Genomic DNA, 15,486 nt, shown 5'->3' with positions numbered 1-15,486 from the left:
GAATATGAGATTATTGGCAATTTTATTTCTTTTTTTGCCACTAGGAGCCTTCTCCCAAAAGAATGAGATTTTTCAAATAGATTCTTTACCCAAAGAGGGTATTTTACTTGACAAAGGTTGGAAATGGCACGCTGGCGATAGTCCTGATTTTGCAAAAGCTGATTTTGACGATTCTAAGTGGGAGGGTATTGACCCTACCAAGGATATTTTTGATTTGAAAAATTTAAGTAAAAATGGAGATATTTTCTGGCTTCGCCTTCCTCTTTTTTTGTCCCAAAGTATCTCTAAAGAATCATTGATAATGACCATTAAACAATCAGGGGCATCAGAAATATTTTTAGATGGCAAATTAGTTCAACAAATAGGAGTAATTGATAAAGATAAAACTCAAATCAAGGCAATATCTCCTGGTAGAGAACCTTTTAGTTTACGATTACTTCCCAATCAATTACACATTTTGGCAGTTAGATATGCCTTTCAGCCTAATATTAAATATGGAACCCATTTTGCCAATACAAATAGTGTTTTAAGGGTAAAAATAAATAGTTTAAAGTCATGGCATATAGAGGATCAGAATCAACAAAATGAAACCAATTGGAACATCGTTGTTGCGGTTATTTTTGCCACTTTGTGTGTACTTTATTTTGCTTTTTATTTGTTTTTCCCAAGTCAAAAAATTAATTTGTTCTTTGCAATTTACAATGGTTTACAGTTTCTGCCTTATGGATTCAGCGGTTTTTTTACTCTGAAAAATGTTGATTTTTTTTACGGTTTTAGTAACATATTAATTTTTACTGCTGTAATCGCAAGCTCATTTTTGCTATTGGCAATTTATCGTTTATTTGAACAAAAAATAGGCATAATTTTTTGGTTAGTTTTAATACTTGGAATTTTCAGTATATTCTTCAGTCTTTATAATTATCAATGGGGATGGGTGGTTTTTGGAATTGGATTTAATTTTTCAATTAATCTGGAATTATTCAGGATTGCCATAGTTAGTTTCTTGAAAAATAAAAAAGGGGCTTGGATTATTGCATCAGGTGGTTTTATATTTTGTGTTTCCTGGATTTTATTTTTGTATAGTAACACTAAAGGAGGTGAAATGGAGCTCATTTCAAATTTTTCCTATGCTTTAGCACAAATAGCTATTCCTATATCCGTCGCAATTAATTTGGGCTACAATTTTGCAAAAACAAATATCTCTTTACAACAAAAATTATTAGAAGTAGAAGTATTATCGTCAGAGAAACAACAAATCCTTGAATCTCAAAACGAACAGCTTGATAAATTAGTTGCCCAACGCACACAAGAGTTAAAAGCCTCTCAAGCCCAACTCATCCAATCCGAAAAACTAGCTTCTCTCGGCGAACTCACAGCAGGCATTGCTCATGAGATTCAAAACCCTTTGAATTTTGTCACTAATTTCTCGGAAGTTTCTGGCGAGTTGGTGGATGAAATGAAAGAGGAGATTGAAAAAGGAAATACTACTGAAGTGAAAGAAATTGCTCAAGATTTAAAGCAAAATCTAGAAAAAATCAATCACCACGGCAAAAGAGCAAGTGACATCGTAAAAGGAATGTTAGGGCATTCAAGAAATAGCACTGGCGAAAAGGAATTGACGGATATTAACGCAATGGCTGACGAATATTTGCGGTTGTCATATCACGGTTTACGAGCAAAGGATAACACTTTCATTAGTGATTTCAAGACTGATTTTGACGAAAACTTGCCAAAAATCGAAGTGGTTTCACAAGATATGGGTCGAGTATTGTTGAACTTGATTAATAATGCTTTTTATGCCACAAAAGGAGTCAAAAGTCCGCTTGTTGAAATCAAAACGGCAGGTGTTGAAAATGGAATAATTGTAAGCATAAAAGACAATGGCAAAGGAATGTCAGAAGAAACCAAAGCCAAAATATTCCAACCATTTTTCACCACAAAACCAACTGGTGAAGGCACAGGTTTAGGGTTGAGTTTGGCTTATGATATTGTAACGAAAGGGCATGGTGGAACGATTGAAGTTGAAAGTGTGGAAGGAGAGGGGACGGAGTTTATTGTAAAATTACCCATTCAAACTATTTGATTATGAAAAAACTAAGCCTTACACTATTTCTTACACTTGTTTGCAGCTTTGGTTTTGCCCAAATACCTAATAGAGATAGTCTAAAAAAGGTATTACAAACTTCGAAAGTTGATACTATAAAATTTAAAGCTTTAATCGAGTTAAGTAATTATTATAGAAATCGGTATCCTGACACATCAATTGTATATGCCAAGAAAGTATTGGCAATTGCTACAAAATCTAAAGATATTAGAAAAATTTGCCTTGCACAAAATTTATTAAGTAGAGTATTAACTTACATGGGCAATTATCCCATGGCTCTAAATTATGCATTTGAAAGCCAAAAAAACTATGAAATTCTGAAAGACACATTAGGAATGATAAATAGTTTAAGTATTATTGGGTTAAGTTTCAAAGAGCAAGGAGATATTCAAAATGCATTAAAATATACTTTAAATGCAAAGGGATTAGAGGATACGTACAATTTAAATCATAAAAAAAGAGTTGTCTCTAAATTTGGGTTTTACAGTACTTTAAGTTCAATATATGAAAAAAATAATCAATTGGATTTAGCGATTGCGTATGCCGATACCCTAATAAAGTATAGAAGGTCTGAAAGTGCAATGCTGTATATTTTAGGTAGTTGTTACTCAAAAAAAGGTCAATATAAAAAGGCAATGAGTTACTATAAACAAGTAATTCCTATCGCAACTAAACGTGAATATAATAAAGATTTAATAGAAGCAAATACGGGCATTGCTTTTATTTTTAAAGAAACAAACCAGCTTGATTCAGCTATATTTTATTGCCAAAAAGCTTTGAGTAATCCATATGGCAAACTAATTCCTAAATATCTGTTGGAAGCTTCTTCAATGTTAACAAATATTTATGAATCTCAACACAAAACTGACAGTGCCTTTACATATCTCAAACAGACCATTGCATTAAAAGATACGTTGTTCAATCAAGGAAAAACGATAGCTATTCAAAACCTTATTTTCAAAGAAGAACAAAAGAAAAAGGAGTTGGAGGAAGCCGAGCTTAAATTTCAAAATCGCTTAAAAATTTATGGTTTAATAGGCGGTCTTGCGTTTTTGTTTTTGGTAGCACTTTTGCTTTGGCGAAATAACAAGCATAAACAAAAAGCATTTAATTTGCTTCAAACTCAAAAAAAAGAAACCGATAGTCAAAAAATAAAAGTTGAACAAACTTTAGAAAAACTGAAAGCCACCCAGACTCAACTCATCCAATCCGAAAAATTAGCTTCTTTAGGCGAACTCACAGCAGGTATAGCACATGAAATTCAAAATCCTTTGAATTTTGTCAATAACTTCTCTGAATTATCAGTGGATTTAGCTAGAGAACTAAAAGAAGAAGCTGAAAAGCCTGACATTGATAAAGAACTTATAATTGACTTGGCAAATGATTTAAGTCAAAATCAGGAAAAAATCAATCATCATGGCAAGCGAGCGAGTAGCATAGTAAAAGGTATGCTCGAGCACTCCCGCACTAGCACAGGTGAAAAAGAATTAACTGATATCAACGCCTTGGCAGATGAATATTTGCGATTGGCTTATCATGGATTGAGAGCTAAGGATAGTTCATTTAATAGCGATTTCAAGACAGACTTTGATGAAAACTTGCCAAAAATTGAAGTCATTCCACAAGATTTTGGACGAGTATTGTTGAACTTGATTAATAATGCTTTTTATGCCACAAAAGGTGTCAAAAATCCGTTTGTTGAAATCAAAACGGCAGGTGTTGAAAATGGAATAATTGTAAGCATAAAAGACAATGGCAAAGGAATGTCAGAAGAAACCAAAGCCAAAATATTTCAGCCATTTTTCACAACCAAACCAACTGGTGAAGGCACAGGTTTAGGGCTGAGTTTGGCTTATGATATTGTAGTTAAGGGTCATGGAGGGACTTTGGAAGTGGCTAGCGAGGAGGGCTTTGGAACAACATTTATGATAAAATTACCAATTAGCTAAAACATTTATTATTTTTACCAACATTAAACCCAAAACCATGAAAGTTCTTGTTGTTGATGACGAAGTGGATATTCAGGATCTTTTTTTGCAGAAATTTAGAAAAGAAATCAGGAATGGTGAAATTGAATTTTCATTTGCCACTTCTGGCGAAAACGCTTTGGTTTATTTGCATGAACATGAATCTGAGGCGATTTTGATTTTGTCTGACATCAATATGCCTGGAATGAGTGGCATTGAGCTTTTGAGAGAAATAGTAGAAAAAAACACAAAACCAAAGCCTATCGTAATGATGATAACAGCCTACGGCGACGATGAAACACGCAACAAGGCTTTGAGTTTAGGAGCCGACGATTTCCTGAATAAACCTTTAGATTTTGGTGATTTGAAAGAAAGACTTTTTAAACGCTAGATAAATGACCAAGATATTAATAGCCGACGACGAAACTGACTTAGAAATACTTATAAAGCAGAAGTATAGGCAAAAAATCCGGGAGCATCACTATGCCTTTGTGTTTGCGACCAATGGTTCAGAGGCTTTGAGGGTTTTGGAGGAAAATCCTGATGTAGATATTGTCTTGAGCGATATTAATATGCCAGAGATGGATGGACTTACGCTTTTGACCAAGTTAAGTGAAGCACATCCTTTGGTAAAATCTGTAATGGTTTCGGCTTATGGAGACATGGACAATATCCGAACAGCAATGAACCGCGGAGCCTTTGATTTTGTGACCAAACCCGTAAATTTTGCCGACCTTGAAACTACTATTGAGAAGACCATTCATCACGTAAATCAGCTCAAGGAGACCATTCAAGCCATTAAGGAGAACAATATCTTGAAAATGTATGTAGACCACAATGTGCTGAATTTTATGTCGGGACGTGAGTATGAGGCATCACTTTCGGCCAACGAAACAGTAGAGGCCAGTGTGGCTTTTATTGATATTTGTAGTTTTACATCTATCAGTGAAACCGAAAGTCCTGATAATGTAGTGATGCTGCTGAATCAATATTTTGACCTAATCGTAAAAGAAATTATTGCCCAAGGAGGGCTGATCGATAAGTTTATCGGCGACTGTGTCATGGCTGTTTTCAAGGGAGAATTTCACCTTGACCGTGCCATTGAGGCTTCACTGGCTATTCGTAATCACATAGAGGCATTGCCTCAGGCGGCCTCCAAAATTGAGTTTCACCCCAAAGTTTCTATTGGTATTAATTCAGGAGAAATGATTTCGGGAAATATCGGTTCAAAAACGCTTAAAAGACTCGATTATACCGTTATAGGCGATACTGTAAATACTGCTCAAAGGCTACAGAGTTTAGCACAAAACGGTCAGATTTTAATAAATGATGAGGCCTATAATAAAGTAAAACAATCATTTAATTGTCAGCTTTTGGGTTCCAAGGCACTCAAAAATAAATCTATTGAGGTCATAGTTTATGAAGTACTAAATTGATTAAAATTTTCGAAAATATATTATGAGATTCGACAAGATTTATGATTTAGTTATCGAGAAACTAAAGATTGAAATCCCCACTTCTATTTCCTATCACAATTATCAACACACGATAAATGTTTTGGAACATACGGTTTATTTAGCTGAAAATGAGCAGATAGCAAAATCTTCGGTAGAACTATTAAAAACGGCAGCTTTATTTCACGATACCGGTTTTATCTTTGAGCCCAAAAGTGAGGGGCATGAACTACGATCTCGTAATTTTGCCCAAGAAATTTTGCCAGAATACGGATTTTCAGAAGCAGATATTGAGGTAATTGGTGAACTAATCATGGCCACGAAGCTTCCGCAGAATCCGCAGAATAAATTACAGGAAATTATTTGTGATGCAGATTTGTATTATCTTGGTACTGATAATTATACAAAAAATTCCGATAAGTTGGTGGCTGAATTTAGAGCTGAAGGACGTCAAGTTTCTGAAGCAAATTGGTGTGAAATTCAGGTAGATTTTCTTTCAAGGCATCAATTTTTTACCGACACAGCCAAAAAAGAACTTGAAACAAAAAAGAGGAAGAATTTAAAAAAGATTGAGCAAAAGATGAAGAATTTGAAAAAACAGGGCGAAACCTCTAAACTTCAAGGGTATATTCAAGAATACTTGATGATAGCTTTTGGAGTTCTTATTGCCGCCATAGCTTTGAAAGGTTTTTTAGTACCCAATCATTTTTTTGACGGAGGCGTAACAGGTCTTTCACTTTTGATTCATGAGCTGTATCATGTAAACTTGGCCTTGGTTATAGTTTTGATGAACATCCCCCTTATTGCCACGGGCTATTTTACTGTGGGAAAGACTTTTGCAATAAAGACTTTTGTAGCTGTGGTGTTGTTAGGAATTGTTTTGCAGACTTTACCCGTATTTGACCTCACGCATGACAAACTACTAATTTCAATTTTTGGCGGTGTTTTTCTTGGCTTGGGTGTAGGACTTAATATGCGTGCTGGTGCTGCACTTGATGGTATCGAGGTTTTGGCCTTGTATACACTCAAAAGGACTTCTTTTACCATTACAGAAATCATTTTAGGGATAAATATTATCATATTTTCGATTGCGGCCTTTAAGTTTGGTGTCGAAACAGCCCTTTATTCATGCCTAACTTATTTTGCAGCATCCCGAACCATTGATTATGTGGTAGAAGGTTTGCAGGCGTTTACGGGCGTGACTATTATTTCTTCTGAAAGTGAACTTATTAAATATGAGTTAGTTAATAATCTGAAACGCGGAATCACCATCTATAAAGGAGAGCGGGGCTTTTTGCCTGAAACCTTTGAAGTCAGTGCCGATTGTGATATTATTTTTACAGTTATTACGCGGTTTGAGTTAAGGAAGTTAAAGAATTTGATTTACGAAGTTGACCCAAATGCTTTTGTTTTTGCTAATACGATCAAAGAAGCTTCCGGTGGAATAATCAGCAGAAAACAACATCATTAAAATACAGAAATGGTATTTATTTTCTGATTAATTGTTCTGACTTGACATAATTGTACTCTTCTTATTTATAGACTTTATCTTTGTAAAAAAAGAATTTAAATGGCTCAAGCGAACGCCACTTTTATCATTACGTTGGCCTTTATTTTAATGGGCTTTCTGATAAAAAAGTATAATTTTATTTCTGAAAAAGAAGGGAAAGTGCTTTCGAAGTTTTTGATGCACACTACTTTTCCCGCTTTGATGATTATTTCTACCGCTAAAATCAAACTTGAGCCAACGCTCTTTTTATTGCCTTTTTTATGTATTGGCATGGGTGTAATCATGATTTCTGCGGCTTTTTATTTATTCAAAGGCTTAGAAACCAAGCTTAGAGGCGTACTTACTATGGGTGCAGGTGGGCTTAACGTTGGCCTTTTTGGATTTCCATTGATTGAAGGGATTTGGGGTACCGAAGCCTTGGTTTTTGCTGTTATGTTTGATATCGGCAATACCATCATGACTTTCGGAGGTGTATATCCAGTGGGTTCGTATTTTGCCAAACGCGGAGATGGAAAATTTCCCATTTCAAAATTGATGCTTCGGGTTTTTACCTTGCCACCTGTTACAGGAATGGTTATTGGATTGAGCGTAAATATATTCAGTATTCCATTGCCAGATATTGCCTTTGATTTTTTAGGGATTTTGGCAAAAGCCAATAAGCCTTTGGTTCTCCTATTGATGGGTATTTATTTGAGTTTTGAGCTTAATAGGTCTCAAATGAAATATATAAGTAAAGTGTTGTTTTTGAGATATTTGCTTGGTGGTATTTGTGTGGTTGGTATTTATTTTTTGGTTCCACCATCACTTATGCAAAGTGTTTTAATTGTTTTAGTTATACTTCCATTGGGTATGACTATTCTACCTTTTTCAGATGAATTTGGCTTTGATTCCCGAATTGCTGGTACCATGGTTAATATTTCGCTTTTAATAAGTTTTGTGTTGATTTGGCTTTTGGTGTGGTTGTTACATTTGGTTTAAATAATATTGCCACGAATACGCGAATTTTTTCAATATTATTCGTGCATTCGTGGCAAAAAAAAAGAATTCTTTAGATTACTTCATCAATTCAAACAATTCTTTGTCCATTTGAGGCTTAACAGTTGAAATATTATCAAAGTGCATGGTAGCTGTATTTGATGAATTATATACAGGCCATTTTGGTAAACCTTTGTGGTTTGGATCTCCAACTTTTGCAAAATTTATCCAAGATTGACTCATTTTGTCAGCCAACGCTTGGGCTTCTTTTGTACCACCAGTCATGTTTTTGGTGCGTTGAATGTTATCAAAACAGAAAGCGATTTCCATACAGTGAACCGCCTTGTATTTTCCGTCCATTACTGGCGATTGCCAATCAAACAGATACATGTAAGTTGGTGCTCCACCAGCCAAAGCCGATTTCATGTTGGCTTGTACCACGGCACCTGGACGAAACATTACGTCATAGCTCAACATATCTGTCATTTTGCCATTTGGATAAGCTTTTTTTACTGCAGCTATGTAAGCATCTGTTTTATCGCCATGTACTTTTTTGATAGCTTCCTTGGCTTGTTCGTCTGTTGAGTTTGCTGGAATTCCTCCTCTGAATACAGCAAATTCGTTTATTGTGGTACCGATCATTAAAGGTATATTTTTCGATAATTCAAAAGCTTCGTTAGAGAACAATTGGTAAGGAAGAATCTCTCCATCTGCACTTGGTCCCCAGCCTAATCCAAAACCTATAACTGGTTTGCCTTCGGCTTTCATTTTGTCAGCCACAGTTTTTAGGGCTTTTTTTCCAGCATTTACTAAAGTTTGATAAGGAACGTTTTGAATCTCATCCACTTTGTCTCCAAGTCCTAATTCTTTCACTACTTCAGCTCCAATAGCTTGGGTAGTAGCTTTATCCAACATTGCTGACCGGAATGAACCGCTTTGATTGATGGCTTTGTGGAAAAGACCTTTAGCTGAGGGCATAGCCATAAGTGTATTTACTTTTGCACCTCCACCAGACTGTCCGAAAATCGTCACATTGTTGGGGTCACCTCCAAAATTTGTAATATTAGTTTTTACCCATTCCAAAGCTGCCTTCATGTCCAAAACACTTAGATTAGCCGATTGTTTGTATTTATCTCCATAAGCTGAAAGATCTAAGTAGCCTAAAATGTTTAATCGATGATTGATTGAAACTACCACCACATCGCCTTTTTTTGCCAAGTTTTCGCCGTCATAAGAAGGCAACTCTATAGATGAGCCAGCTGTAAAACCACCACCATGGATCCAGAACATTACAGGGCGTTTTTTGCCATCGTTGATACCAGGAGTCCAGACATTAATACGCATGCAGTCTTCATTTGTAAAACCCCAATTGTGGTCAAATACAAACTCGCTTTCGTCCATTATGCTGGTGGTTGGGTTTTCGAGCGGAGCCACTGGGCCATACGACATGGAGCTACGTACGTTTGTCCATGGTTTTGGTTTTTGAGGAGATTCAAAACGCTTTGCTTCTGCATAAGGAATGCCCTTGTAATTGTAAATACCATTGTTGATATATCCACGTACTTTACCGGCATCTGTTGAGGTTACGGCTATACTTTCACCAGTTTGCAACTGAGCAATGGTGTTATGCGAAAACACTACTGCGGCTATTATTGCCAATAGTTTTAATTTCATAAATTTTAATTGATTAAAAAGGTTGAACTTGAAAATTATTATTTTTCACGAAAATAGGGCAAATAGTTTTAATAAAAAAGATTATTGTCGCAAAATGATACAATAATATTTTAGAGAGACTTCTTTTATGTTTTTTCTCAAAAAAATAGCTTAGATTTCAGTGGGGACTCTAAGCTATCTCTAAATGATTTTTCGTAGAATTCCTATTTTAAGGTCCGAATATTGTCTGACCGCTTTAGGTTTTTTTGTTCAACTTAGAAGTTTTTATTTTCAGGCATGTTTATCGTCTGACCGCTACTTTAAGACATTATTAAAAATTAGTCTAAAATCTCGTCGAGTAGTGCATCTATTTCACCCTCATTAAGATTCTCTTTTTCGCTTTTATCGTAGATGGTGAGTAAATAAATGGTTTCGTCAATTATTTGTACATAAGTGATGACTCTTGCTCCACCAGATTTCCCTTTTCCTTTACTTCTCATGGAAAGTCTTATTTTAAAGCAGTTTTTGCCAAGTGGAGTTCCTTTCTGTGGGTTAGCCATTAAATCATATACTAACTCAAGCAAGTCTTTTTTAATTGAAGAGTGCTTTTTGGAAAGTCGTTTAATTTGCTTATCAAATGTGCGGATAGTTTCAATTTTATAACTCATCTAACAACTCTTGAAGTGGTCTACCCTTTAGTTTTCCTTGCTTGATTAGATTCATCTCCTCAGCAGCTTCTCTAATTTCTTGAAGGAGTTGTTCTTTGGTAGGTTCTTCATCGTCATCTTCTTCAGGTTCTTTTTGGAGAATTTGCACCAATTTCAATTGTTCCTTCGCTGTAAACTTACTTTTTATAAGTTCGGCTAATTCCTTGACAGATTGAGGAATACTGTATTTTAAAGTAGCTTCCATTGTTTAGATGCGTTTTGTAAAACAAAAATATAGAATTATAGAATATTTTAAATGTTAAGAGTTGATTTATATTGTAAATGTTAGATCTGGTTTAATTGAATCTACTTTTTTGATTTAAATTGTCCAACCCATACATCACCAGCTGGGAATAGATACAAATTTCCGGAAGGTTCCTCTATTGTTTTTATTGCATTTTTGATATTTTTCTTGTGGTATCGTTGTTCAACATTGTACTCCTTTAAGTTCTTGTATTGTTCTTTTGGGTAATTTACTTCCCAATCACTGACATTATCCAAATCGATTTTTAAATCCCAAGTCAATTTTTTCAATTCTTCGTCTAATTTGCCAAAATTTAAAGAGTTAAAATTTATTTTTTTATCATTTTGCAAAAAAACATCATTTTCGTAATACTCAATTGTATTATTAATACCGCAAACTACTTCGCTCAGACTTATTCTCGGATTGTACAACCAGATGGCTAGGTAATAGTTAAAACCTAAGCCTTCTAAATTATTTTGCCAATCATGAAAAATGTTTAAAAGAACTTCAATTGTTTTTTGTTTTAGTTCTCCATTTGCTCGTTTGTCCTTAGTAAAACCATAGTAATCTTCCATTTGAAAGTACAAACAATTATTTTCTCGAAGTTTATTAATGTCAAACCGTGAGTCAATATCCGTTTTATAATTGATTAGACTTTTGAGAATTTTTTTTGCTTGAATTGTTCTTTTTTTCAATTCTTTGATTTTTAATTATTTTAACGTTCTTTTTTTGTTTTTTTCAAGAATCATCCTAACGCTTTTGTTACAATAGCTTTTTGACTAATTAACTTGCCATTTTCAGGTCTGACTTGCGTCTGACCGCTTTGATTTCTCTTTGTTTACTTTTTTGCCAATTCTTTGTCTATTGCTGTTTTTACCATTTTCTCCATTATGGCGTAGCAAGCTTTGGTTGGATGCACGCCGTCTTCTGCCATTTCTTTGCTTAGGCCATTTCTTTCGTCTTTTAAGGTGTTGAAATAGTCTAAATAGCTCACTCCATACTCAGTGGCCAGTTTTTTGATACCTTCATTTAGAGCAATTACTTTTGCAGGAATATCTTTGATTTCTGGTCTCCATGGAAAAGAGTATGCAGGTAATACAGACGCTAAAACCACTTTTATTTTGTTGGTCTTTGCTATTTCTATCATGGAGCGGTAGTTGCCCAATGTGAATTCTGGATTATAATCGCCTGTGTTTTCGGCTATGTCGTTGATGCCGATGTTGATTACAACCAATTTTGGTTTTAAGTCTATCACATCCTGACGAAATCTCAAAAGCGTTTGCGGGGAGGTTTGTCCGCTTATTCCTCTTCCTACATAATTGTTGTTTTCGAAGAAATCTGTGCTTGCATATGCCCAGCCATCTGTTATGGAATCACCAGTAATAACTACCCTAGTTTTTCCTGCTTTTGGAGGGCCTATTTTTGCATTTGCGTCTTTATATCTACCCAGATTAGTCCAATCTCTCCGTTCTCTTTCGGCATTTTTCTTGGCTTCTGCTTCTAGTTGTTCATCAGTTTTGCCCACTTCCCATTGATTTGGATATTTTTTTTTCAGGTAGTCTTGGAGTTTCATCCAATCTGTAAGTCTTTCGTGCCAAGTGTCTGTCGGAATTTTATTTTTGTTCATTCCAAATCCATGTAGACCTTTTTCGTAAATGTGCATTTCGGCAGCTTGACCTGCATTGTGCCAGTCGAGATACAGTTGGGCATTTGCAGGAGCAAAACCAAGGTTGTCATTATCGGCAAGGGCTATAAAAATCGGATATTTTTCTTTCGGGATATTTTTAAGATAATCTACTGCTGGCACATAAGGGTAAATCGGTGCAATGAAGTTTGGCTTCGTTTCTTTTGAGGATGCATAGAAAGTTCCAAGAGTGAGCGTTCCACCTGCGGAGAAACCCATCATTCCTACTTTGTCCATATTGATGTCGTATTCATTAGCATTATCTCTGATGAGTTTTAATGCCGTTTGAGCATCTTTTATGGCTAATTCTATCACTGGGGCGTTTTCTTCATCCAGCTTTTTGAAGTCTTTCATTTTGCCCATCAATTCACCGAATGGATTATCGGTTTTGAGTTGTACTACTCTATACTTCAGCACAAACGCAGCCACGCCTTTTGCTTGGAGCATTTTGGCCACTTGATGTCCTTCACTATCCATTGAAAGTATATGAAATGCCCCACCAGGAGCTACTAACATGGCCGTACCAGTGGCTTTGTTTTTCTCGGGTAAATAAATGCTTAGCGTAGGTTCCACCACATTGTAGGCTATCGTATTGCCTTCTGGTGTTTTTATTTCGGCCTCTTTCCAGTCCCAATTTTCTGAGCCTGGTGCAGTATTTGGGTAGAGTTTTATGGTTTTTTGAGAATAAGCTAATGGGCAGATTAGCAATAGAAGGCAAAGCTTTTTTAACATAATATATTAAGGTTGATTATTGAATGGCAATTTAGTGCAAAAATATTTTTGGGTAGTAATTTAATTCGTACGAATTAATTTTCCCTTTTTATTTGAGATATCCAATTTGATGTCTTAAAGCTTTCATTTGGATATTTTTTTGTTATGAATTTAATTTAATCGGTACGAAAAATCCACTCATCGGTAATTTTCATATCATTCATCGAATACTCATTTTTATTTTTTGCATAATCCATCAATTTTGACTCATCGAAACGCAAAAAACAATTATGAAAAAGCTATTTACATTTTTAATTACAATTCTCACTATCTTCTCTACTCAAGCCCAAACCGTCGTTTCGGGCAAAATAACCGACAAAAAAGGTCAGATTCTTCCATTTGCTAATATTGCACTTGAAGGAACTTATGACGGTGCATCGGCGGACGAAAACGGCAAGTTTAGTTTTTCTACTGACGAAAAAGGCACAAAGAAATTACTGGTAACCATGGTTGGTTTTCTAAACGCACAAAAGGAAATTCAACTTAATGGACAAAAAGTGGAGGTTGAAATCAAATTGGAAGAGACCATAAATTCGCTCAATGCGGTGGTAGTTACAGCGGGTATGTTTGAAGCCTCTGATGAAAAGAAAATGGTGATGCTGAAGCCGCTAGATATCGTCACTACAGCTGGTGGAAACGCTGATATCGTGTCTGTAATGCAGCTTTTGCCAGGTTCAAACAGAGTAGGGGAGCGAGAAGGTTTGTTTGTGAGAGGTGGCTCGGCCAACGAAACCAAAACGGTAATAGACGGCATGATTGTTCAGAATCCGTTTTTTAGCAGCACGCCAGATGTACCTCAGCGAGGAAGGTTTGATCCGTTTATGTTTAAGGGTACAGCTTTTAGCACTGGTGGATATTCAGCATTGTACGGACAAGCTTTATCATCGGTTTTGTTGCTCAATACCCAAGATAAACTGGGTGAAAATACCTCCACAACTGCAAGTTTGAATCTGGCCAGTGCGGCGGTTACGCATACGCACAAAGGTTGGTTGACAGGAACTTTATATTACAGCAATATCACACCATTGATAAAATTGGTGAAAAATAACTATGATTTTGAAAAAGTGCCAGAAGGTGTGGGAGCCTCGGTAAGTGTAAACGAAAACTTTAAGAACAACAGCTCTTTAAAAATTTACGGGACATTTGCAGATAACCGTTCGGCTATAAACTTGCCAAATTATGATGTAGAAAACACCAAATATCTATTTGCCAATACCAATAAGAATGCATTCACCAATGCTTCTTATCGCCAATCTTATAAAGACGGACTTTGGGTGTTGAACTCGGGCGTTTCTTACAGCAAAAATATGGATAATCTAAAAATCGGTAACATGAAAGCGGATAGAGAGGATGAAAGAACGCAATTGAGAGCGGTTATGAGCCGACTTTACGGAAACAATCGCAGTTCAACTTTCAATTTTGGAGCGGAGACGCATTGGATAAATGTTTCAAATCAATTTGAACAGAACCTTGCTACTTTGAAAGATCACTACTCTGCTATTTTTGCTGAATCAGAAATGTTTGCATCGCCACAATTAGCCATTAGACTAGGTGCCAGAGCTGAATATTCCTCGGCTATCGGTAAATACAATGCAGTGCCTAGAATATCCATGGCGTATAAAACTGGAAAGTACTCGCAAGTGTCATTGGCGGGCGGTAGATTTTATCAAAACCCTGACAAAGAGTATTTGTATCTCAACAAAAATCTTGGTTTTGAGTCGTCGGATCATATTATAGCCAACTATCAGATTATGAAGTTGGGCAGGACATTCAGAACAGAGGTTTTCTATAAAAAATATGACAATTTGGTAGTGGAAAAGGGCCAAGCTTTTGATCCAAATCCATATAGATTTCCAACTGGACAAACAGACAACAGCGGCAATGGCTTCGCTCAAGGATTTGACATGTTTTTTAGAGATCAAAAAAGTCTAAAAAATGGAGATGTGTGGGTGACCTACTCTTTTCTTGACACCGAGAGATATTTCAGAAATTACCCAAAGTCAGTCATGCCATATTTCGCTTCAAAACATAATATGAGTATAGTTTACAAGCAGTTTTTTACTAAAATAGCCACCAATGTAGGTCTCACTTTTTCACAAGCTTCGGGCCGACCAGTGTATGGTATAAATGAAGATTTTGGGAAAGTGGAAATGACCAAACCGTATCAGAACGTGAGTTTTATGGCCAGCAAAATAAAACAAACAGCCAATAGTTTCTTGGTATTCTATGCCATTGTTGATAATGTTTTGGGTAGGAACAACGTGTTTGGCTACAGATATTCGGTTGACGGAAGCAAGCGATACGAGGTAAATCCACCCATGAAACGTATGATTTTCTTTGGAGTAAGTTGGACATTTGGCAAACTCAATGGAAGATCAAAAGAAGCAGATTTGAATTTTTAGAAGATATTAAACAGA

At 35.8% G+C, this 15,486-nt stretch carries 12 protein-coding genes; 7 read left to right on the top strand and 5 right to left on the bottom strand.

All coding sequences use genetic code 11. From position 1 onward, the window contains the following. The first annotated feature begins 4 nt into the window (after nt 1-4). From EGI24_RS20795 to EGI24_RS20770, 6 genes are all read left to right on the top strand, one after another. Nucleotides 5-2,083, top strand: a complete 2,079-nt coding sequence (locus tag EGI24_RS20795; protein ID WP_255050557.1) for an ATP-binding protein — start codon at nt 5-7, stop codon at nt 2,081-2,083. 2 nt (nt 2,084-2,085) lie between these two features. Further along, on the top strand, nt 2,086-4,053 hold the full coding sequence (locus EGI24_RS20790; RefSeq protein WP_255050601.1) for an ATP-binding protein: 1,968 nt from the start codon (nt 2,086-2,088) through the stop codon (nt 4,051-4,053). Nucleotides 4,054-4,090: 37 nt separating this feature from the next. Further along, nucleotides 4,091-4,462 carry a response regulator gene (locus EGI24_RS20785; RefSeq protein ID WP_255050556.1) on the top strand — a complete coding sequence of 124 codons (372 nt, stop codon included), beginning with the start codon at nt 4,091-4,093 and terminating at the stop codon, nt 4,460-4,462. Between the two features lie 4 nt (nt 4,463-4,466). Further along, nucleotides 4,467-5,507, top strand: coding sequence for an adenylate/guanylate cyclase domain-containing protein (locus EGI24_RS20780; protein WP_255050555.1), 1,041 nt, complete (start codon nt 4,467-4,469; stop codon nt 5,505-5,507). Between the two features lie 22 nt (nt 5,508-5,529). After that, entirely contained in the window at nt 5,530-6,996 is a 1,467-nt protein-coding gene (locus tag EGI24_RS20775; protein ID WP_255050554.1) for a YitT family protein, read from the top strand. A gap of 99 nt (nt 6,997-7,095) precedes the next feature. Further along, nucleotides 7,096-8,013, top strand: a complete 918-nt coding sequence (locus tag EGI24_RS20770; RefSeq protein ID WP_255050553.1) for an AEC family transporter — start codon at nt 7,096-7,098, stop codon at nt 8,011-8,013. Nucleotides 8,014-8,088: 75 nt separating this feature from the next. On the opposite strand, the gene EGI24_RS20765 is transcribed toward EGI24_RS20770, so the two are convergent. From EGI24_RS20765 to EGI24_RS20745, 5 genes are all read right to left on the bottom strand, one after another. After that, nucleotides 8,089-9,684, bottom strand: a complete 1,596-nt coding sequence (locus tag EGI24_RS20765) for a carboxylesterase/lipase family protein (protein WP_255050552.1) — start codon at nt 9,682-9,684, stop codon at nt 8,089-8,091. A gap of 317 nt (nt 9,685-10,001) precedes the next feature. Continuing rightward, a complete protein-coding gene (locus EGI24_RS20760; RefSeq protein ID WP_255050551.1) occupies nt 10,002-10,331 on the bottom strand; it encodes a type II toxin-antitoxin system RelE/ParE family toxin in 330 nt (109 codons plus the stop codon). After that, on the bottom strand, nt 10,321-10,575 hold the full coding sequence (locus EGI24_RS20755; RefSeq protein ID WP_255050549.1) for a hypothetical protein: 255 nt from the start codon (nt 10,573-10,575) through the stop codon (nt 10,321-10,323). Before EGI24_RS20755 ends, EGI24_RS20760 begins: the two co-directional genes overlap by 11 nt. Nucleotides 10,576-10,676: 101 nt before the next feature. Continuing rightward, nucleotides 10,677-11,309 (bottom strand): hypothetical protein, encoded by a 633-nt coding sequence (locus EGI24_RS20750; protein ID WP_255050548.1) that lies wholly within the window; start codon nt 11,307-11,309, stop codon nt 10,677-10,679. Between the two features lie 143 nt (nt 11,310-11,452). Beyond that, entirely contained in the window at nt 11,453-13,030 is a 1,578-nt protein-coding gene (locus tag EGI24_RS20745; RefSeq protein WP_255050547.1) for a GDSL-type esterase/lipase family protein, read from the bottom strand. 269 nt (nt 13,031-13,299) lie between these two features. Here EGI24_RS20745 and EGI24_RS20740 point away from each other — a divergent pair, with 269 nt between their 5' ends. Further along, nucleotides 13,300-15,471, top strand: a complete 2,172-nt coding sequence (locus tag EGI24_RS20740; RefSeq protein ID WP_255050546.1) for a TonB-dependent receptor — start codon at nt 13,300-13,302, stop codon at nt 15,469-15,471. Nucleotides 15,472-15,486 lie beyond the last annotated feature (15 nt).

It is taken from the genome of Lacihabitans sp. CS3-21 (assembly GCF_024343675.1).
GTDB lineage: Bacteria > Bacteroidota > Bacteroidia > Cytophagales > Spirosomataceae > Leadbetterella.
Note: the sequence above shows the minus strand (reverse complement) of the source record. Positions and strands in the feature narration are given on the sequence as shown.

What these genes read in the sequence shown, in the direction of transcription:
- EGI24_RS20795 (WP_255050557.1), top strand. Translation starts at nt 5, where the DNA reads ATGAGATTATTGGCAATTTTATTTCTTTTTTTGCCACTAGGAGCCTTC.
- EGI24_RS20790 (WP_255050601.1), top strand. Translation starts at nt 2,086, where the DNA reads ATGAAAAAACTAAGCCTTACACTATTTCTTACACTTGTTTGCAGCTTT.
- EGI24_RS20785 (WP_255050556.1), top strand. Translation starts at nt 4,091, where the DNA reads ATGAAAGTTCTTGTTGTTGATGACGAAGTGGATATTCAGGATCTTTTT.
- EGI24_RS20780 (WP_255050555.1), top strand. Translation starts at nt 4,467, where the DNA reads ATGACCAAGATATTAATAGCCGACGACGAAACTGACTTAGAAATACTT.
- EGI24_RS20775 (WP_255050554.1), top strand. Translation starts at nt 5,530, where the DNA reads ATGAGATTCGACAAGATTTATGATTTAGTTATCGAGAAACTAAAGATT.
- EGI24_RS20770 (WP_255050553.1), top strand. Translation starts at nt 7,096, where the DNA reads ATGGCTCAAGCGAACGCCACTTTTATCATTACGTTGGCCTTTATTTTA.
- EGI24_RS20765 (WP_255050552.1), bottom strand. Translation starts at nt 9,684, where the DNA reads ATGAAATTAAAACTATTGGCAATAATAGCCGCAGTAGTGTTTTCGCAT.
- EGI24_RS20760 (WP_255050551.1), bottom strand. Translation starts at nt 10,331, where the DNA reads ATGAGTTATAAAATTGAAACTATCCGCACATTTGATAAGCAAATTAAA.
- EGI24_RS20755 (WP_255050549.1), bottom strand. Translation starts at nt 10,575, where the DNA reads ATGGAAGCTACTTTAAAATACAGTATTCCTCAATCTGTCAAGGAATTA.
- EGI24_RS20745 (WP_255050547.1), bottom strand. Translation starts at nt 13,030, where the DNA reads ATGTTAAAAAAGCTTTGCCTTCTATTGCTAATCTGCCCATTAGCTTAT.
- EGI24_RS20740 (WP_255050546.1), top strand. Translation starts at nt 13,300, where the DNA reads ATGAAAAAGCTATTTACATTTTTAATTACAATTCTCACTATCTTCTCT.